Source organism: Mesorhizobium sp. ANAO-SY3R2 (assembly GCF_042466635.1).
Classification (GTDB): Bacteria; Pseudomonadota; Alphaproteobacteria; order Rhizobiales; family Rhizobiaceae; genus Aminobacter.
Genome location: NZ_CP159955.1, coordinates 976,941 through 995,011 on the forward strand (window position 1 = coordinate 976,941; position 18,071 = coordinate 995,011).

Below are 18,071 nucleotides of genomic sequence, written 5' to 3' on the forward strand. Positions count from 1 at the left end.
CTCCGCGTCGTTTGCAGCCGGGGCCGCCGGGCCTCAGAGTTTGCCCGAAAGCCCGACGTTGAAGGTATGCTGGTCGCGCTCGGCGCCGAACGAACCGGCGTAGCTCGAGATCAGGCTGAGGCTGTTGGTGAAATCGGCGGCAAGGCCAAGCTCGACGCGGCCAAATGTGCCTTCGCCCGTTTCGATCTGGCTGAGGAAGGCCGTAGCCGAGGTCGTGTAGCGGGTCGAGATCGTCCCGTCATCGCCGAGAAAGGCACCGCCGATGCCGACGCTGCCGAAGCCGCGCAGCGTGGTGCCGCTTTCGAGCAGCCAGGCGCGGGAAGCGCCGATGCCTGCGAGGGCCTCGAGGCGGTCGACGTCATAGGATGGAACGGCGAGATTGGCCTGGGCAGCGCCCGTTTCCTCATATGCGTCGACATGAGTGCGCAGGTAGGTCAGGCTGGCAAAGGGCGTTACCTTGGCCCATCCCATCTCGACGTCGTGCGAGCCGCGCAGATGCGCGCCAAGGCTGTAGCCGTCGATCTCGGCGCTGGCCGTGGCAGCCCCCGCTGTGCGCGAATAGTCCCAGCGCTCGGTCGAGGCGGAAAGCCGGGCGTCGAAGACGGTGCCGGTCGGCGCCTGCCAACGGATGTATGGCGAGGCCGTGAACTGGCGGTTGTCGATGTCGGAATAGACGCCTTCGATATCACCGTTGCCGCTGGCATAGCCACCGGCGAGGCCGACGAGCAATTCGGGCGAGTAGGCGCGTTCGATGCCGAGGCCTGCGACATAGCCGGAGAAATCGAGCTGGCCGGCCGAGAAGTCCTGCGTGCCCGTGGTGTAGCCGCCGAACAGGAAGGCGCGGCTGCCGTCGAAGCCAGCAAGGACGACATTGCCGCCGGCATCGCCGATGGTGCGGGCCAGCGCGGCGGCTCCGTCCGAGCCGGCCTTGCTTTCCTCGGCATATTGCAAGGCACCGGCGGCGAGTTGTGCCGCCGCCTGGCCGCCGGCCGAGCCGGTGCCGCGGGTAAGCATGAGGTCGTAGGCCTCGTGCAGGCGCTGGGAGAGGGCGACGGGGCCACCCGCTGCGACAAGACTTACGTCGTTGACGCTCCAGTTGATCAGGCGCTGCACGTCGGCGGCAGTCAGGCCGGCGAAGATCGGGCTGTTGATGAACAGTTCCGACTGCTCGATGGCCCGTGCCACGTCGGCGTCGTACAGCGTGCCTCCATGATCATCATAGCGCCCTTCCTCGGCGAAGAGCAGGTTGACGTTCATGATCGAAACGGTCTCGCCCGCCGCGACGGTCACCGGAAAGACGATAAATGGATTGCGGTCGTGGTTTTCGAAATTCGTTTTGACCACGGTGAAGGCGTAGGCGTTGTTGCCGTAGAGATGGGCGATCACCGGGCTCCAGGACTCGCTGTGAGGCCCAAACGCGCCGGTCACGACATAGCCATCCCCCTCATCGTGGTGAACATACGTATCGTCGCTGGAGCCGAGAGCGCCGCTGAAGACGATGTTGGCAACAATCGTGTCGTTGGTGGTGTTTTCGAAGCTGTCGAACCAGCGAACCGAATTGGCGGGAAGCCCCGGCAACGCCGTATAGGCTTGGGTCCGGCGCCAGGCGTGCAGCCCGTTGAATTCTTCGCCATATGCGGTGGCGTTGTTAATGCGGTAGTCGTCGGGGTGGTCGTTGGGGTCTCTGTCAGTCGACGCGCCGTAGATTATACCCCAGCCATAGTCATAAGCGCTATTGAGATCTTCTAAATGGGGCAGATCGACCGAATGGGTCCGATTGACCGCGCCTTCTACTCTCCTGCTGTCAATAGCCCAGTCGCGACCCTCACCAAAGTACTCGTCGTCACTGGATTCGTTGCAGGAATCTTCGATGCAAATTTCAAAATTGATCGTGTTTTGGTCGGCCGCTCGTGCTATTTCGATGCCCAATACAATCGCTGCAACCGACACTGAGGCGCTGAGCGCAGCTCCTGCAAGTTTCATGAATTACCTCGAAAAGTCATCAAACAGATTACCGGGCGATTTTCAAAACCAACACGACGAGCCACGTACTGCCGTTGGTGTCGGATAACTATGTGTGAGCTCATAGTATTCTATTAAAATGCTTATCAAGTTGCTAAACAGCAATAGTAGTTATTTTCAATTGCTGATTGTTCAGGATTGGCGAATGCGCGCAATGCGTGCTGTTGGCGCCTTTTGCAATCGCCTTGGGCGTGGGCCGCCAATGGCCCGGCGGCGTCGATGCGCTCGAAATGCTGGCGCGTGTCTATGTGGAGCATGGTCTTCCGGCAGGGAGCCGCCGGCCCTTTGTTGGCCGGCGACTGAGGCAAACTGCCAGATCGAATGTGATTTCCTGCCCTTACAGCGTCAACCTGTTCTACGGTCCCGACGGCGCCAGGGCGAAGAAGGCCTCGGCCTTTGCCGCCACGCTCTATCCCGATGCCGCCACCGAGATCGATCCGGCGAGCGTGGGCGCCGAGGTCCGCACCCCGATCTCAGGGTGGTGGGAACCGCCAAGCAGTTCCTGCACCGCGACCATCTCGCCTCGGTCCGGCTGGTCACCGATGCCGCCGGCGCTGTCGTCGAGGCCACCGGCTATGCCGCCTATGGCGAGCGCTTCGTCTCGGGCTTCCAGACCCAGAAGGGCTACATCGGCGAGCGCCACGATCCCGAGACGGGCCTGCTTTACCTCAACGCCCGCTACATGGACCCCGTCCTAGGCCGCTTCATCTCGCCCGACGACTGGGACCCCACCCAGCCCGGCGTCGGCACCAACCGATACGCTTATGCCCAGAACGATCCCGTCAATAAGAGTGATCCGAATGGGCATAGCTTTGTTTCAGACCTAATTAGCAGCTTCCTGAGTAGAGAGCTGAACACGGCAAAGTCGGCGATAGAGCGGACAGCCAGCGAGACGGCAGACAAGACCGTCGCTGTCGTCAAAGCGGTTACGCCAGTGGGCGATGTCTTAGACATCTACGACGGTCTTAAGGAGAAGAACTACAAGAAGGCTGCAATAGGTGCGGGCGGACTTGGCCTGTCGATTGCTCTGGGGGCCGCAGCGCGAGGTGCTGCCGGGCTGGTGAAACAGGCTGCGAAGATAACATCGGACGGTGCCCAGAATGCGAAACTAGCAGCCAATGTGGCAAAATTCGAACTGTATAAGAACGAGCTCCGGGCCGTAATGAGTAGGCCGGCTGTCAAGGACGCGAAACTCGGTAACATAATGGACTAGCTCTTTAGAACTAATGCTACAGTAGGAAGCGGTAGCACTGCAGCTGCGGTTCGCCAAGAACTCCAAAACGGACTGCCCGTTGGTGGCGCTTGGCATAGTCAGAAGGCACAAGATATGTCCAAGGCGTTAGAGAATTGGATAGAGCGGTAGTCGATGCAACACCAACCATCGCCGGTATTGAGCGAACACGACATGGCGCGGCTACTGCAGGCGACCGGCCGCTACCGCATCTTGAAAATGCTCGAGCCTCGTTCTGTCACGGCGGTCGCGCGGCTTGGATTTCCCCTGAAGGGGGTGATCCTCGACACCGAGACCACCGGCCTCAATCATCGCAAGGACGAGATTATTGAGTTCGGCGCCATTGCCTTCTCATTTGATGCGGCTGGCAATATCGGCGATGTCATCGGCGTCTACGGTGGATTGCAGCAACCAAGCATTTCGATCCCATCGGAGATCACGCGTCTGACCGGCATTATCGACGACATGGTCGCCGGTCAGAGGATCGATGTCGACCGGCTTCGCGCCGTCGTCGAACCTGCTGATCTCGTCATCGCCCACAATGCCGGCTTCGATCGGCCGTTCTGCGAGGCTTTCTCGCCCATCTTCGCTGGAAAAGCCTGGGCCTGCTCGGTCTCGGAAATCGATTGGGTGTCTCGCGGCTTTGAAGGCACCAAGCTCGGTTATCTGATCGGCCAGGCGGGTTATTTCCATGAGGGCCACCGAGCCGGGCTCTGTCGCAAAGTTTCGGCTGTTGACGGGTTTGAGCCTGTAGGCTGATCTTCGATACAGGTTCACGACGACAGGAGGCAGCAGTGATCTCGTTCAAGGGCACGCAGTTCCCGCGGGATGTCATCCTGCATACCGTGTTCTTCTACATGCGCTACACCGTGTCAGACCGAGATCTCGCGGAAATCCTTGCGGAGCGTGGGGTCGAGGTGGACCATGCCACTTTGAACCGCTGGGTCAGCCGTTATGCGGGGCTGATCGCCGAAGAGGCCCGCCGCCGCAAGCGGCCAACCGACGCATCCTGGAAGATGGACGAGACCTACGTTCGGGTTTGAGGTGAGTGGGGCTACCTGTATCGAGCGGTCGACAAGTTCGGACGTCAGGAAGGCATCGAACCGGTCGAAACTGCCGCGGAATCCTGGATCGCTCGGCTGGCGGCACTGCGGCTCGATGCTCGTTCACGTGGTGTCGAACAGGCGATCATAGCAAGGGCCTTGGCAGCAAAGCCGCGGGCGATGTTCGATTTGTTGCTCGAACGCTTGCGAACGGCACGGGCAGATACTCGAGAACCTGAGCTTCGCATCGCACTTGGCGCTATCATCGTGGAAGCGCAAATTGGCCGTGCCTGGGGATCGTCTCTGCATTCGCCCAAGCCGGGAACGCCCCAAGTAGCTATAAAACGAGTCGGTTTCTGATTTCGACAGGGCTTTACGTGCCTGACGGAGGAGCTCGTTGATCAAGCCGGCCGACAAAGCGCGCTGGTCTGCAGCGGCGATCAAGAGACGCGATGTGCAAGAATTCGAGCGAGTTCACTGTCTTCGAAGTCGACTGCGTCGACGAGAATTTTGGCGGCTTCGCTATCATCTAGGCTCGTCAGGATCAACTCGAATGCTGCACCCTGCGAGGGTTCATCGGGATTGCCCTGAAACTTTTTGAGGACGTCGGTTGCCGCGGCGATGCGGGCCCCGTTCTTTGTCGGTACATGATTTAGTGTTTGATTGAACGGCTCGCCGTAGCCGATCGCAGCCAGATGCTGGAGGAGCATTTGGTCAGCAGGGTCGAGAGGCGCAAGGCCACGGTCGGTGCGAGCGGAGGCGATAACGCCAAGAACCTCTGCGACGGCTGAGCGGACCCGTTCACGCGCGCATCGGCCACGCTGTTGGTCGGTGTTATGGGCCAGCCATTCTTGCGTTGCCTTGGCAAAACCGAGATAGGGTTCAAAGGTTTGAACTGGGTCAAGGGCGGCTGAAAAGGCCAATGCACCAGCATAGCTCGCCATACTGGCTTCTGTCAGATCGAGCACCTCAAAATCCATGTCGTTGATCGAAAATGGCAACAGTTCGCGAGAGCGACGGTTGCCACCTGGAATATTGACAAGCACCGCTTCGAGTGCGGCACTTTGCCCTTCGCTAAGTGTCATCCAAGCGGCTCTTTCTATGTCGGATGGCCGAGGAGGGTTTCGGAAGCGGTTTGCTTCGGCAGTGCTGGGATCGTTTGCTGTGGCGCTGGGCTGGATTTTCGTCGTCGGTTTTCAGCAGGCTTCACAAGAATTGCGTAGAACAATACCGGTTAAGCTTACCGACTGGGCAATGAGAAACCTATACGAGATCAACAGCAATATGTCGGCGGCCGCCATCACACCGCATATTCCCGCCTTAAAACGTGAGACAACGGTCACAACAGCTGACGATGTGCTTGAGTTTGAACACCTCTCCCGTGACGTGATCAGTTGGTACCCGACCCGAGCCGACGTCCCGTTAGTGGCGGACGTCATGTCTGCTGCGACCCTCAGAGACCATGTGCGATTTATCGGCAAGATCGACATCATCCACCGTTCCGCCAAGGATAAAGTTATCGTTGTTGGGGCGAGAGACCTAGTCCTAGACGATGAAACCGAACTTGTGATTGGGCAATCAAACCTCGTGCTCGTCGCGGAAAAGCTGACTGTTGGCAAGGGCAGCAAGATTATCGCCTTTCCACGTAACCAAACAACGCGCTACACGGACAATCCCAATCAGGCCCTAGCTGCAGGAAACTTTACCCTCGTCGTGACGGATGAGTTAGTTGGGCCACCGCTGGAAGTGGATTTACGTGGCGCAGACGGATCGAATGGAATGTCCGGCGCGAACGGGAAAGACGGTGTTGCTCCCAAAGAGGTCAGGCTCGCGTCTAGGGAAGCGTACGGAGTAAACATCAACGTAGGTAAGCCGGCTGGTGTCGGCAAGCTCAAGTGGGATATCGACCAGTTTCGTAAATCGCCACTCGGGGCCAAATGCGATAGCGATTGTCAGGCGACAGTACAGCAACTCCTCGATTGGGCGGACGCGTGCCAGAAAACCGGCGGCTGCCCCAAGTATGAGTTCCCTGTTTGCCTCTATACTCCCCCACCGCTGGTTCTTAGCGACGTCAGTGCCGGACAGGGTGGCGGAGAGAACGGAAGCGACGGTACCGGTGGACAGAACGGCGGTGATGGCGGCATGGTTAAGGTATTCCTTTCCCGTTCGGTTGCCGACGTGGAGCCTATCGTGCTGACCCCCAAGCCAGGCAAATTGAGCGACGGAGGCCGGACGCAAGAGGGGGCGGCGTCTGGAGGTGTCGGAGGGGCGAAAGGTATCGGCGGACGGTCGACTCCGATCGATAGCATCGTGGATGTCAATGAAAGTGGTGGCTGCTTCACAAAGGAAACATCCACACCTTTCCGGCCGTCGCGAGATGGACAAGTTGGCCCCGCCGGAAATGCCGGGAGACCGCACTCATACGCAGGTCACCCGTCGCGGTTTACGTTTTAGGCATCCAGATGAGGTGGCTAGACGATTTCAATTCGGATCACCCAATGGGGGCAGACCAGTGGCAGGCTCGATCACGGTCTGCTGGCGACGAGAGCATACCTCGCAGTATGGGGTTGCGTTTGCCCAGTCATTCTTCAAGTGGCACGTTAGCGGACTGCCACCTTCATCCAAAAACGAATAGCGGACATTCAATGAGACGGGACGGTTGTGTTGCAACGTCTTAAATAGCGGCACTGTGGCAGGAGAGCCTCTGACATATTCGGAGGATTAAATGTTCAAGGGCCGCCAGTTCGACCAGGCCTACTGTCTGAACTTGCGTGATCTGAAAGAGATAATGGCCGAGCGGGGCATTGCCGTTGACCACACGATCATTCACCGCTGCACCGTCCGTTGCGCACCGCTGTTGTTGGAGCGTTTCAACCGACGCAAGCGGAGCGAAATCAGCATATGGCATATCCGCAGCCGGTGGATGTACCTTTACCGCGCCGCCAGGATCGAGTGCTAGAGCAGATTCGATTTACTCCGGGTGATATCCGGCTGCGTTGAAGTAGTTTCGGCATTGGTCTGGTGTGAATGCGGACAAGCAGTTTGCGATGACTGCCCAGAGTTCATCGATGGTGCGGGCTGCGGCCTTTCTGAGCAGGGCCTTGAGTTTGGAGAACGCCATCTCGATTGGGTTGAAGTCTGGTGAATAGGGCGGCAGGAAGAGGAGTCGCGCGCCTGCCTTCTCGATCGCCTCGCGCACGCCGCTGATCTTGTGTGCCGGCAGATTGTCCATGACCGCGACATCGCCGGGCCGAAGCTCTGGCGCAAGGATCTGCTCGGCATAGGCCAGGAAGGTATTGCCGTTCATCGGACCATCGAGAAGCATCGGCGCGGCGAGACCGTTCAGTCGCAGCCCGGCGGTGAAGGTGGTGGTCTTCCAATGCCCATGAGGGACAGCCGCTCGGCATCGCTCGCCGCGTCTGGCCCGCCCGCGCAGCCGCGCCATCTTCGTGGACGCGGCGGTCTCGTCGATGAAGGTCAACGTCTCGGGGTCGAGATCGAGTTGGCCCTCGAACCAGGCTCTGCGGCCACGCAGAATGTCGGGACGTTGCTGCTCTGAGGCATGCGCCGTCTTTTTTTGAACGTGACGCCGCGCCTATCGAGGAACACCCAGACCGTCGACGGAACCACCCGCACGCCGTGCTCGCCGGCCAGTCGTTCGGCAATCTCGGCAAGGGTGGTATCCGGCGTCGCCTCGATCAGGCCAAGAATGAACACCTCATGCGGATCGAGCTTCGAACGTGACGGCTGGCCCTGCTTGCGGGCCGTCTTCTCGCCCGTCTGGCGATAGCGGCGATACCAGTTGCCCGCCGTTGAGATCCCGACCCGGAAACGCCGTGCCGCCTCCCGCGTCGACAGCCCTTCCTCGGCTGCCACAATCACTCGCCCGCGAAAGTCCGCGCTCAGGCTGCGTGTCATCGTCACTCTCCCCGCAAATCACGAGGTTCAATGAATCAGATACAGCCTATCGCAGGAATCCCAAATCCGACTCCGAGTTCAGCGAAATTGCTCTAGTTAGAGGCTCGGGCCTTCGACCTCGCCCGCTGTCTTCTTGGCATTCTTGCTGAGGCCGGTCAGCCGGTCGATATAGGCGAGCAGCAACGCCGACAGCACGAAGGTCAGGTGGATCAGGGTCAACCACATCAGCTGACTAGACGAGTACTGCTGGTGGTTGAGGAAGACCTGCAGCAGGTGGATCGAGGAAATGGCGACGATGGTGGACGCCACCTTGATCTTGAGCGAACCGACATCGATCGTGCCCAGCCAGTGGACTTCGCCGTCATGGTTGTCGAAGCGGCTGACGAAATTCTCGTAACCGGAGATGATGACCATCACCACCAGCGAGGCGACGAGCGCGGCATCGATCAGCCCGAGTATCTTTAGGATGGTGTCGGTGTCGTCGAGGATCATCACCTTGGCGACGAATTCGTAGAGCTTCTTGGCGAAGGACAGCGCGTAGATGCCAAGTGCGACGGCCAAGCCTAGGTAAAAAACCACGAGCAGCCAGCGCGAGGCAAGGATGATGGATTCGACGGCGTGTTCGAGGCGTTTCATGAGACGTCCGAATTTTCAAGGTTGGGAACTGAGGCTGTGGCCGAACGAATGCAACGGGCGGCCGGATAAAACAAGGCCCGGCCGCTGGAGGGGGGGATCGGCCGGGCCTTATGTCTCCTTGCTGGAGACGGGACGGGGCAGGGAACCACGTCGCATTCAAAGTGCCAGCAAAATCCAGCGAATCAATGGCGAAAGCCTGTTGCTCGCGCGAATGTTACCGGCAGCCGTTGCAAAATAGCGAAGCCCCGACCCGCGGGACGCGGATCGGGGCCAATGTTGGCCTGAAGCGGCATGGTCAAACGCCATTCCGCTCCGGGCCGTCGTGCAATGCCGCCGGCGCCTATCTGGCGCTGGCGACCGGCGCCACCAGCGGGGTGATGCGGCGGATGGCGACGCGACGGTTCTCGCGCTCCTGCTTCTGCGTCTTCACCTTGAGGTAACGCTCGCCATAGCCCTGGGTCGTCAGGTTCTCGGGCGGAATCCCGAAGACGTTGGTCAGCGCATCGGCCACCGATTCCGCACGCCGGTCGGACAGCGCCAGGTTGGCGAGGTCCGAACCAACGGCGTCGGTGTGTCCTTCGATGAGGAAGGTCTCGGCCGGATTCTTGGCGAGCAGCTTCTCCATGGCGTTGGCGACGCCCTCGAGCTTGGCGATTTCACCCTCGGAGATCGAGGCTGAGGCGAACTCGAAGTTGAGCGTGTCGAGGTCGACACGACGGGCGATGTCGCGCACGCGGGCCGAACGCTTGACCTCGTCGACCGAGTAGAGGCGCTGCACGCGCTCCACCGGAGGCTGTTCGAGGAAGTCGTAATAGGCCTCGGGATCTTCGACATACTGGGCGTCGAGGATGTACTCGTTACGCGGGATGCGCAGTTGCATCGGCGGCAGGTCGAGACCCGGGTCGCGCCACTGGTCCATGTCCTCGTAGTGCCGGTCGTCGACATAGCTCAGCACATATTCGCGACCGTCGGGCGTGATGCGCGAACGCCTGACGATGTCGCCGTAACGGTTGCGGATGGTGATGATCTGGTTGCCGTTGTCGCGGACGATGACCTCACGCGTGCGGCCGCGCGGCAGGTCTTCGTAATAGACCTCCTGGGCGTTGCGCGTCATGCGCGGACGCTCGTTGCTCTCGACCATGACCTGATTGTTGATCTGGATGATGAGGCGGTCGCCGAACTCGCGCAGCACCTCGGTGCCTTCGGGCCGCGGCCGGCGACGGATGTCCTCATTGGGGGCCCGGTCGCGGCGCTTGCCCCGCTCGGCGGTCACCGGCTGGACGTCGATCGGCTGGGCCGCTTCGGTGGCTGCCCGGTCGTCTACCGGGGGCGGGCCCTGGTCGACGGGTGCAGGCCGCGGCCGGACCTGTTCGCCGCCCTGGTCTCCGCCCTTGTCGCCCTTGCCGGGGCGTGCCGGCCTTTCGCCGCGAGCTGGCTTGTCGCCGGCTTCGGCCGGAGCGGCGTCCTTCTCGCTGTCGAGCAGCGGCGCCTCGTTGGGATTGACCGGCGCCTCGCCCTGCAGGACAGGCTTCCGACCAGGTTCCGACGGCCGTTGGCCTGGCTGCTCGCCAGCGGCGGGCTGCTCACCTGTCACAGGCTGCTGGGCCGGTTGCTCACCCGTTGCAGGCTGCTGCGCGGGCTGTTCGCCTGCCGCCGGCTGCTGTTCGCCAGTTGCGGGCTGTTCGCTCGGCTTCTTGCCGGGGCGGCCGGGCTTGCCTGGCTTGGCCGGCTGCTCGCCGACGGCCGGCTGTTCGCCTTGGGTCGGGGCGCCGGCTGCAGGGGCCTCGCCTGAAGGGGCTTCGCCAGCAGGGGTGGTCGTTTCGGGTGACGGGGCAGGGGTCGGCACCTGCTCCGGTGTCGGCAGTGCCGGCTTTTCCGCCGGTTGTTCGGCAGGCTTTTCAGCCTGGGGCAGGGGGGCTGCCTCAGGTGTCGGAACCGGCTGCACCTCGGGCAACGCTTCCTGGACGGGAGCCTTGTCCTTGTTCTTGCGGCGGGGCTGTTCCGCCTGTGGCTCGACGGTCGGCTGCTCCTGCGGGGCAGTTTCCTCTATCGCCTGGCGCTTGTTCTTGCGGCTAGGGCGTTCGGCCTGCGGCTCGGCGGCAGGCTGCTCCTGTGGGGCAGCTTCCTCTACCGCCTGGCGCTTGTTCTTGGCGCGCGGCTGCTCGGCCTGTGGCTCGGCGGCAGGTTGCTCCTGCGGGGCAGCTTCCTCTACCGCCTGACGCTTGTTCTTGCGGCTAGGGCGTTCGGCCTGCGGCTCGGGTGCCGGCTGCTCTTGCGGGGCAGCTTCTTCTATCGCCTGGCGTTTGTTCTTGCGGCGGGGCTGCTCGGCCTGTGGCTCGGCGGCAGGCTGCTCCTGCGGGGCTGCTTCCTCCGCCTGGTGCTTGTTCTTGCGGCTCGGCCGTTCGGCCTGCGGCTCGGGCGCTGCCTGTTCCTGCGGAGCGGCTTGCTCGATCGCCTGGCGCCGGTTCTTGCGGCTAGGCTGCTCGGCCTGGGGTTCGGGCGCTACCTGTTCCTGCGGAGCAGCTTCCTCTACCGCCTGGCGCTTGTTTTTGCGGCTGGGCCGTTCGGCCTGCGGCTCGGCGGCCGGCTGCTCCTGCGGGGCAGCTTCCTCCGCCTGCTGCTTGTTCTTGCGACGCGGTTGCTCCTGCTGTTGGCCGCCACCCAGGCGCGCGGCGCAGGCTTCCGCCGATTCGCCTTCCTGGCATTCGGCCTGGACACGAACCAGCGGCGTTGAACCCGTCTGCGACAGCGAGTCGGGCAGCGGCATCGCGCCCAAAGGTGCGGACGCCATGAACAGGCCGATTGCCGTGCCTGCGAGTATCCGTGGTTGGCGTTTCATCTTAGGAAGTCTCCTTGAAGTAGTGTCCCGTCCCCGCCCGAACATGCGGAACCGTCGATGGCTCCCCCCGGCAGTCGCATCGCTTCCCGGCTTTTGCCCGACAGCAACATGGCAATATCGTGACATCTTTGGCCTGGCGAGCCGCTTCTCCACCGTCGCGCTTGACGTCGCGCGCGCCGCGCGCCACATGCCGCATCATGGAAGAGCCGTTCTGGAAGACAACGCCGCTTGAGGCGATGAGCCCCGCCCAATGGGAATCGCTTTGCGACGGCTGCGGCAAGTGCTGCCTGTCCAAGCTCGAGGACGAGGATACCGGCGACATCTACTGGACGAGCGTCGGCTGTCGTCTGTTCGACGGCGCCACCTGTCGCTGCTCGGACTACGCCAACCGGCTGGCGCGCGTGCCCGATTGCGTCGGGCTGACCCCTGAGAATGTGCGGACCATCCACTGGCTGCCGAGCACCTGCGCCTACCGCCTCGTCGCCGAGGGCCACGACCTCTACTGGTGGCATCATCTGATCTCGGGTAGCCCTGAGACGGTGCATGAAGCCGGCATCTCCGTGCGCGGAAGGCTGACGGCATCCGAGGACGATCTGGCCGAACCGGAAGACTATTTCGAGCATGTGCTCGAGGAAGAGCCGTAGGCGTCGGTGCTTTTCGCCGGGCCGTTGACAAGCCAAAAACCCCTGTAAAAGCAAAAGATTGCCGGATGAACCGAAAATGAATGCGCGGTTCGATATCGGTTCAGCTTGAGCGGCGTATTGTTTGGACATCGCTCGGGCCATGCAGGCTTGATGCCCCGGAATTCAAGGAGAAGACCATGCTCAACAAGATCAAGACCGCAGCCCTTTCGGCCCTCGTCGGCCTCGGCACGCTGGCCGCCATCCCCGCCACCGCGCAGGCGGAAGGCATCTATTTCAACCTTGGTCAGAGCGAGCCGGCGGTCGGCATCTATGTCCAGGATCGCTACAGCGGCAACCGCTACGACGACAACCGTCATGGCGGCCAGTGGGGCGGGCGTCCTGACCATGGCGGCTGGGACCGTCGTTGCACGCCCGACCGCGCTCTCGACAAGGCCGAGCGCATGGGCGTTCGCCGCGCCCGGATTGTCGATGTGGACCGCCGCACGATCAGTGTCGTCGGCCGCAAGCATGGCGACCGCATCCGGCTGACCTTTGCCCGTGCCCCGAACTGCCCGATCGTGCGCTGGTAACAGACGCGAGCAGCGCGAGCCCCTGTCCCTCAGGCGGGACGGGCGTGGCTCCAAAAAAAGCCCCGGAGGCCGTGCCTCTGGGGCTTTCTGTTGCGATCCAGTGAAATGCAGGGACGTTTGCCCGGCACGATGCGCCGGGCAAACAAGTTCAGTTCTTCATTTCGAACGTGACGTTGACCTGCACGCGATAGGCGTTTTCGCCCGCCTGCACGGGCGCAGCTCCCATGGCGCGGTCGAAGGACTTGGCTTCCATCGGCATCGGCATCGGCGAGAACGACTGGTCGGTGATCTCGAGCACGCGGCCAATGCTGACGCCGGCCGCTTCGGCGAGGACCTTGGCCTTGTCGATGGCATCGGCGACCGCAAGCTTGCGCGCCTGGGTGATCACCTTGGCCGGGTTGTCGTTGGAGAAGGTGATGCCGCCGCCCTGGTTGACGCCGAGCGAAACCGCCTTGTCGAGGATCTCGCCGGTCTTGGCGACATCGCGGATGCGCACCGACAGCGTGTTGGTGACCTGGTAGGCGACGAGTTCCGCCGTCTGGCTGCCGTCGGGCTTGTTGGTGAAGTTGTAGCGCGGCTGGATCTGGATGCCTGATGTCTGCAGGTCGCGTTCGTCGATGCCGGCGGCCTTCATGGCGGCGATGACGGCGGCCATGGCGTCGTTGTTGGCGTCGAGCGCCTCGCGCGCCGTCTTGGCCTCGCGCATCACCGCCAACGAAAGCAGCGCCAGATCGGGCGCCACGCTGGCCTGGCCTTCGCCCGACACGATGATGCGCGGCGGCGGCTGGGTGTCGGCGCGGGCGGCTGCCGCCGGAAGCGTGAGCGCTGCTGCAAGTGCGAGCGCCATGTATTTGCGATTCATAATGTTCTCCTTCTGGAAGGCCCTTCCAGGAAAGCCGATAGGTGGCGATTATGGGTGGATTGCGGCGGCGCGCAAGTGAGCTGCGAAGATGGCTTGTGTCGGCTCGAAAAAGACACTATCCAGCCCGGGGTGGGGCCTGTAGCTCAATGGTTAGAGCCGGCGGCTCATAACCGCTTGGTTGGGGGTTCGAGTCCCTCCGGGCCCACCAATAGAATTCTATTCTATTTTTATCTTGTTTCTGAGAAAAAATATCCCCACTGACCGCCGGAATGAAGTCGAATATTGCGCAGTTCGGGCAATATTTCCATTCCTTTGGAAGACTATTCCCCTATCGGCGACGCGCCGAAGTGCAGCAGAAGCTCAAGTGTGGTATCGCGTGTGGTATCGATCTGCTCGATACCACGTTTCGTCAAAAATCGAGTGTGGCTTATGCAATTAACTTATTGTTAATCATATAAGTTTTTGAAATTGTTGATGTCATGCGTTGCGGGTTCGAGTCCCTTTGGCGAAACCACATCAAGCTTTTGCAGTTAGCTTGCTCGGCACTGGATGTGCGATCTGCATTCGAGTCGACAATTCAAAGCGACCAAGTGGTTTTGCTGCTTGACTGGAATCCAATTAGGGGAGGGGGAGGCCGAGCCACGCCTTGCGTCTTCGTCTTCCCGCGCGGCACGGTGGAGCACCCAAACCCGAAGCTCGTTCCAGCAAGACTTCACAGCAGGACAACGCGCCCGTTCAGCGCTCATTGGACTGCGCTTTCAGCTTTCCTAATCTTAGCTCCGGCCAAAGCGCCTTGTGTACCACGAACCAGGCAGAGGCGTCGAATGTGGTATCCCCTCGATACGCCCAGTGTTGAGTGAAAGAGTGCGCATTGTCGGTCGGTTCCTTGGATGATTGTCCGAGAATACCAACCCTATACAGATCATCTAAGATCTTCCCGGCTTTGTACTTAGACTTCATTGCTACAAGGGTGTTGTCCGTGTCGGATTTTGACTTCCAACTCTGCTCAAAGCTTAATATCTTGAAATGCCGGCTCATGTTCAGAAGAATCTTCTTTATTCCCTGAATTTCCTGTGGGGCATATTCAACGCTAAGTTCTTCCGCCTTTTCTCTCCAAGCCGAAGCGCTATAATTTTCAAGTGATCTTGAGATAACTGAACTACCAATTATCGTTTCTTGGTAGGTTGCGTTCGCAACTGCTTCACCAAACAAGAGCACTAAATCTCTAGGATTGCACCACGTTGTTTCAATAATAAAGTCGCGCACGGCGAATCCAAATATTTCACGATGGAAATATCTGTCTATTGCGCTTGGTTCACGCTTCATTCCTTCGAGTGCCTCTGACGCCAATATTTTGCTATCGACCAGTTTTATTATTGGCCAATCGGTACCGGCATTCTTTGCAAACCAGCGAAGCTCTCGTCCGCGATCTGCGAGAATTTTGTTGATCTCGTGAGTTGGTGCATTGAGCGCATTCAATACTTCTGAGCGTGCGGCAGCGAGTACATATATCGGTTTGTGCTCCTCAATGAAATACGCGTTGATTCTGTCAATCGCAATTATAAGGTCCCGAATAAGTATAATATCTCTCTTGTGGGTCGCTTTTGACGCAAAAGACAAATTAATTTCATCGAAGAAAATATAGATACTGCTTATTTCTTCCCACCCAAGATCTTTGAGTAGTCGAAATGACTGCTCTATGACGTAGCTTGTTGGAAATAATTTTTCCTCCTCGCCGGCCTTTCCCTTTAAGGTTGCATCTAGATGTTTTGATTTGAACTTGTATTGTCCAGTTTTCAATGCGTCAGATAGCCATTTCAGGAGACCTTTGCTGTCCTCTCCGTCGTAGACTTTCCTCATCAATTCACAGAAGACAGTAATGCTCTTGTGAGTCGTAAATGACTGCCTGTTGTCTTCAATTAGTCGTGCTAGGTGTCGAAGAATAAAAACAATCCACACATCTACAGCGCTATTATTAGTGATCTCGACGCCACCCTGTTCGTAGACATCAATCCCAGATAGGGAACTGATCTTTGTTCGTTCGGCGTCCGAAATCTCGGTAGCAAAGGAGATGAATTTGGTGAGAGACCCTTGTTCTGAGGTCTTTAGTTGAACGAAGCGCAAGAAAGAAGTTTTTCCAGCACCCTTGACGCCGTGCACAAAAAAGCGATGGCCTTCGATGAACTCTTCAGTGTTCATCCCTGCAGGCTCAACAAATGACCTCCTGAAGTGCTCGACCTCTTTAGGGTTGCGAGAAGTCACCTCATACCGAGCGTCCACGTTGCCAAAGCGTAGCTGACGGAGCGGTAGCAATTTTGTTGATGTGGCCAATGTGTTCCCCCCCCCCCGGAACCTCGATATTCTGTTGGGGCCTAGTCTGCAACCTTGGGGGGAATTGTGCCAGTCTTTGCTAGACGACTTTGGGTTTTCCACAGAGGGTTGCCACAACTGGCGGCGCGCGCGGCAGGTGTCGGGCCCAGCGAATTGTCCGGCAACTCGGAATAGGTCGGGCGGCGGTTTGGCCTGGTTGCTGCGACACAAGCAGCGGGTGCAAGGTACTTCAGCGCGGCTAGTGGCCGTCTAAGTCTGAATAAGTCCCAATGCATCCCAACGCGGTGTGGCAAGAATTCGTGGTATTTGTTCCGTAAATCATTGAAATATCTATATTTTAAGTTCCCTCCGGGCCCACCATGTCATTGTTTTTATTGAGAAATTTGCTTCTGGGCCTACTCAGAGTGGGCCCAGAGTGGGCCCAGCCTGTACGGAACTCAACGGGAAAACTGGCTTTTTGGGCCCACTAAAAACTCAATAAAAACAATGGGGTTGATGGTTCCGTTTCCTTCGGCATCAATAAGCAATTCGCCATCCTCTTTGGCGAACGGTCCTTTCTGGGGAAGTGGGAGAATGTCGAGAACGATCTCAGACGGACGGCTAAGGCGTACGCCCCACGGCGTAACCACCAATGGACGGTTGATCAGGATCGGATGCTCGAGCATGGCCTCGATCAGGTGATCATCAGTGAGCGCTGGATCGTCGAGCCCAAGGTCGGCGTAGGGCGTTCCTTTCTGCCTGATAGCCTCGCGCACTGTCAGGCCTGCCTTGGCGATCAAATCCTTGAGGACCGAACGCGTGGGCGGGGTTTTCAGATACTCGATGACGGTTGGCTCGATGCCCGCATTCCGGATCAGCGCCAGCGTGTTGCGGGACGTGCCGCAGGCGGGGTTATGGTAGATGGTGACGTCCATCATGTCGTCCTTTCTGCTTCCTTGACTGCAGCGACTGCCGAGCCGCGCTCGTACCAGCCCTTGCTGCGGTTCACGATCCAGACCACCGACAGCATAACGGGGACTTCAACCAGCACGCCGACGACGGTCGCAAGTGCGGCACCGGAGCTGAAGCCGAACAGGCTGATTGCGGCGGCTACGGCCAACTCAAAGAAGTTGGATGCGCCGATGAGTGCGGACGGTCCGGCCACGCAATGCTGTTCGCCCGAAATGCGGTTGAGCAGATAGGCAAGGCCTGAGTTGAAATAGACCTGGATCAGGATCGGAACTGCCAGCAGGGCGATGATCATCGGCTGTGCAATGATCTGTTCTCCCTGGAAACCGAACAGCAGAACCAGGGTTGCCAGCAGCGCGACAAGTGATAGCGGCTGGAGCGTCCTTAGTAGACGCTCGAGGGCGCTCTGACCGCCCGATGCGAGTAGGCGGCGACGCATCAACTGGGCGATGATCACTGGGATGACGATGTAGAGCACTACCGACAGAACAAGGGTGTCCCATGGCACCGTGATGGCCGACAGGCCAAGCAGCAGGCCGACGATCGGGGCGAAGGCCACGACCATGATGGCGTCGTTCAGCGCCACCTGCGACAGCGTGAAATGCGGCTCGCCCTTGGTCAGGTTCGACCAGACGAAGACCATGGCAGTGCAGGGGGCAGCGGCCAGGATGATCAGGCCCGCGATGTAGGAGTCGATCTGGTCGGCAGGCAGATAGGGGCGGAACAGCCAGCCGATGAACAGCCAGCCGAGCAGCGCCATCGAGAACGGCTTGACCGCCCAGTTGATGAACAACGTGACGCCGATGCCGCGCCAATGGCGGCCGACTTCACCCAGGGCAGCGAAGTCGATCTTCAGCAGCATCGGGATGATCATCAGCCAGATCAGTGCGGCAACAGGAATGTTGACCTTGGCAATTTCTGCCCCGCCGATCGCCTGAAACACACCCGGCATCAGATGGCCAAGCGTGATCCCAACGACGATGCACAGGGCGACCCACAGGGTCAGGTAACGTTCAAATTTCGACATG

At 59.7% G+C, this 18,071-nt stretch carries 13 protein-coding genes, 1 tRNA gene and 3 pseudogenes; 8 read left to right on the forward strand and 9 right to left on the reverse strand.

The genetic code is table 11. The annotated features are described in order from the left end of the window. Positions 1 to 33: 33 nt before the first annotated feature. Entirely contained in the window at positions 34 to 1,983 is a 1,950-nt protein-coding gene (locus ABSY17_RS09485; RefSeq protein WP_378949713.1) for an autotransporter outer membrane beta-barrel domain-containing protein, read from the reverse strand. Between the two features lie 520 nt (positions 1,984 to 2,503). Here ABSY17_RS09485 and ABSY17_RS09490 point away from each other — a divergent pair. The 3 genes and pseudogenes from ABSY17_RS09490 to ABSY17_RS09500 all read left to right on the forward strand — a co-directional run. Next, positions 2,504 to 3,235: an RHS repeat-associated core domain-containing protein gene (locus ABSY17_RS09490; RefSeq protein WP_378949715.1), complete on the forward strand. Its 732-nt coding sequence runs from the start codon at positions 2,504 to 2,506 to the stop codon at positions 3,233 to 3,235. A gap of 153 nt (positions 3,236 to 3,388) precedes the next feature. Beyond that, positions 3,389 to 3,961: pseudogene (locus tag ABSY17_RS09495) on the forward strand (3'-5' exonuclease); the annotation flags it as partial. 86 nt (positions 3,962 to 4,047) lie between these two features. Beyond that, positions 4,048 to 4,293 (forward strand): annotated as a pseudogene (locus ABSY17_RS09500) (IS6 family transposase); the annotation flags it as partial. 443 nt (positions 4,294 to 4,736) lie between these two features. Here ABSY17_RS09500 and ABSY17_RS09505 read toward each other — a convergent pair. After that, the gene (locus tag ABSY17_RS09505; RefSeq protein WP_378949716.1) at positions 4,737 to 5,381 is read right to left on the reverse strand and encodes a hypothetical protein; all 645 of its coding nucleotides are present in this window, start codon (positions 5,379 to 5,381) and stop codon (positions 4,737 to 4,739) included. Between the two features lie 61 nt (positions 5,382 to 5,442). Between ABSY17_RS09505 and ABSY17_RS09510 the strand changes: the two genes are divergently transcribed. Then, the gene (locus ABSY17_RS09510) at positions 5,443 to 6,750 is read left to right on the forward strand and encodes a hypothetical protein (protein WP_378949718.1); all 1,308 of its coding nucleotides are present in this window, start codon (positions 5,443 to 5,445) and stop codon (positions 6,748 to 6,750) included. Positions 6,751 to 7,021: 271 nt separating this feature from the next. Further along, positions 7,022 to 7,237, forward strand: a pseudogene (locus ABSY17_RS09515) (IS6 family transposase); the annotation flags it as partial. 30 nt (positions 7,238 to 7,267) lie between these two features. Here ABSY17_RS09515 and ABSY17_RS09520 read toward each other — a convergent pair. From ABSY17_RS09520 to ABSY17_RS09530, 3 genes are all read right to left on the reverse strand, one after another. Further along, positions 7,268 to 8,214 (reverse strand): IS630 family transposase gene (locus tag ABSY17_RS09520; protein WP_378949720.1). Its coding sequence is split into 2 segments (ribosomal slippage): positions 7,268 to 7,875 and positions 7,875 to 8,214, totalling 948 coding nucleotides; the frame shifts between segments, so codons are not numbered across the junction. Between the two features lie 96 nt (positions 8,215 to 8,310). Beyond that, positions 8,311 to 8,850 carry a TIGR00645 family protein gene (locus ABSY17_RS09525; protein WP_378949722.1) on the reverse strand — a complete coding sequence of 180 codons (540 nt, stop codon included), beginning with the start codon at positions 8,848 to 8,850 and terminating at the stop codon, positions 8,311 to 8,313. 340 nt (positions 8,851 to 9,190) lie between these two features. Beyond that, positions 9,191 to 11,689, reverse strand: coding sequence for an OmpA family protein (locus ABSY17_RS09530; protein ID WP_378949723.1), 2,499 nt, complete (start codon positions 11,687 to 11,689; stop codon positions 9,191 to 9,193). A gap of 197 nt (positions 11,690 to 11,886) precedes the next feature. On the opposite strand from ABSY17_RS09530, the gene ABSY17_RS09535 reads away from it, so the two are divergent. Together ABSY17_RS09535 and ABSY17_RS09540 are read left to right on the forward strand one after the other, a co-directional pair. Beyond that, positions 11,887 to 12,333 (forward strand): YcgN family cysteine cluster protein, encoded by a 447-nt coding sequence (locus ABSY17_RS09535; protein ID WP_378952551.1) that lies wholly within the window; start codon positions 11,887 to 11,889, stop codon positions 12,331 to 12,333. 176 nt (positions 12,334 to 12,509) lie between these two features. Further along, a complete protein-coding gene (locus tag ABSY17_RS09540; protein WP_378949725.1) occupies positions 12,510 to 12,902 on the forward strand; it encodes a hypothetical protein in 393 nt (130 codons plus the stop codon). 148 nt (positions 12,903 to 13,050) lie between these two features. On the opposite strand, the gene ABSY17_RS09545 is transcribed toward ABSY17_RS09540, so the two are convergent. Beyond that, positions 13,051 to 13,764 carry an SIMPL domain-containing protein gene (locus ABSY17_RS09545; protein ID WP_378949727.1) on the reverse strand — a complete coding sequence of 238 codons (714 nt, stop codon included), beginning with the start codon at positions 13,762 to 13,764 and terminating at the stop codon, positions 13,051 to 13,053. A gap of 132 nt (positions 13,765 to 13,896) precedes the next feature. On the opposite strand from ABSY17_RS09545, the gene ABSY17_RS09550 reads away from it, so the two are divergent. Next, positions 13,897 to 13,972: transfer RNA gene (locus tag ABSY17_RS09550), tRNA-Ile, on the forward strand. Positions 13,973 to 14,499: 527 nt separating this feature from the next. On the opposite strand, the gene ABSY17_RS09555 is transcribed toward ABSY17_RS09550, so the two are convergent. From ABSY17_RS09555 to arsB, 3 genes are all read right to left on the reverse strand, one after another. Beyond that, complete coding sequence (locus ABSY17_RS09555; RefSeq protein WP_378949729.1) at positions 14,500 to 16,095, reverse strand: P-loop ATPase, Sll1717 family; 1,596 nt, start codon at positions 16,093 to 16,095, stop codon at positions 14,500 to 14,502. Positions 16,096 to 16,532: 437 nt separating this feature from the next. Beyond that, positions 16,533 to 17,009, reverse strand: coding sequence for an arsenate reductase (glutaredoxin) (arsC, locus tag ABSY17_RS09560; protein WP_378952554.1), 477 nt, complete (start codon positions 17,007 to 17,009; stop codon positions 16,533 to 16,535). Next, positions 17,009 to 18,070 (reverse strand): ACR3 family arsenite efflux transporter, encoded by a 1,062-nt coding sequence (gene arsB / locus ABSY17_RS09565; RefSeq protein ID WP_378949731.1) that lies wholly within the window; start codon positions 18,068 to 18,070, stop codon positions 17,009 to 17,011. The genes arsC and arsB overlap by 1 nt, the downstream gene beginning before the upstream one ends. Position 18,071: the final 1 nt, after the last annotated feature.

What these genes read in the sequence shown, in the direction of transcription:
- ABSY17_RS09485 (WP_378949713.1), bottom strand. Translation starts at nt 1,983, where the DNA reads ATGAAACTTGCAGGAGCTGCGCTCAGCGCCTCAGTGTCGGTTGCAGCG.
- ABSY17_RS09505 (WP_378949716.1), bottom strand. Translation starts at nt 5,381, where the DNA reads ATGACACTTAGCGAAGGGCAAAGTGCCGCACTCGAAGCGGTGCTTGTC.
- ABSY17_RS09525 (WP_378949722.1), bottom strand. Translation starts at nt 8,850, where the DNA reads ATGAAACGCCTCGAACACGCCGTCGAATCCATCATCCTTGCCTCGCGC.
- ABSY17_RS09530 (WP_378949723.1), bottom strand. Translation starts at nt 11,689, where the DNA reads ATGAAACGCCAACCACGGATACTCGCAGGCACGGCAATCGGCCTGTTC.
- ABSY17_RS09535 (WP_378952551.1), top strand. Translation starts at nt 11,887, where the DNA reads ATGGAAGAGCCGTTCTGGAAGACAACGCCGCTTGAGGCGATGAGCCCC.
- ABSY17_RS09540 (WP_378949725.1), top strand. Translation starts at nt 12,510, where the DNA reads ATGCTCAACAAGATCAAGACCGCAGCCCTTTCGGCCCTCGTCGGCCTC.
- ABSY17_RS09545 (WP_378949727.1), bottom strand. Translation starts at nt 13,764, where the DNA reads ATGAATCGCAAATACATGGCGCTCGCACTTGCAGCAGCGCTCACGCTT.
- arsC (WP_378952554.1), bottom strand. Translation starts at nt 17,009, where the DNA reads ATGGACGTCACCATCTACCATAACCCCGCCTGCGGCACGTCCCGCAAC.
- arsB (WP_378949731.1), bottom strand. Translation starts at nt 18,070, where the DNA reads ATGTCGAAATTTGAACGTTACCTGACCCTGTGGGTCGCCCTGTGCATC.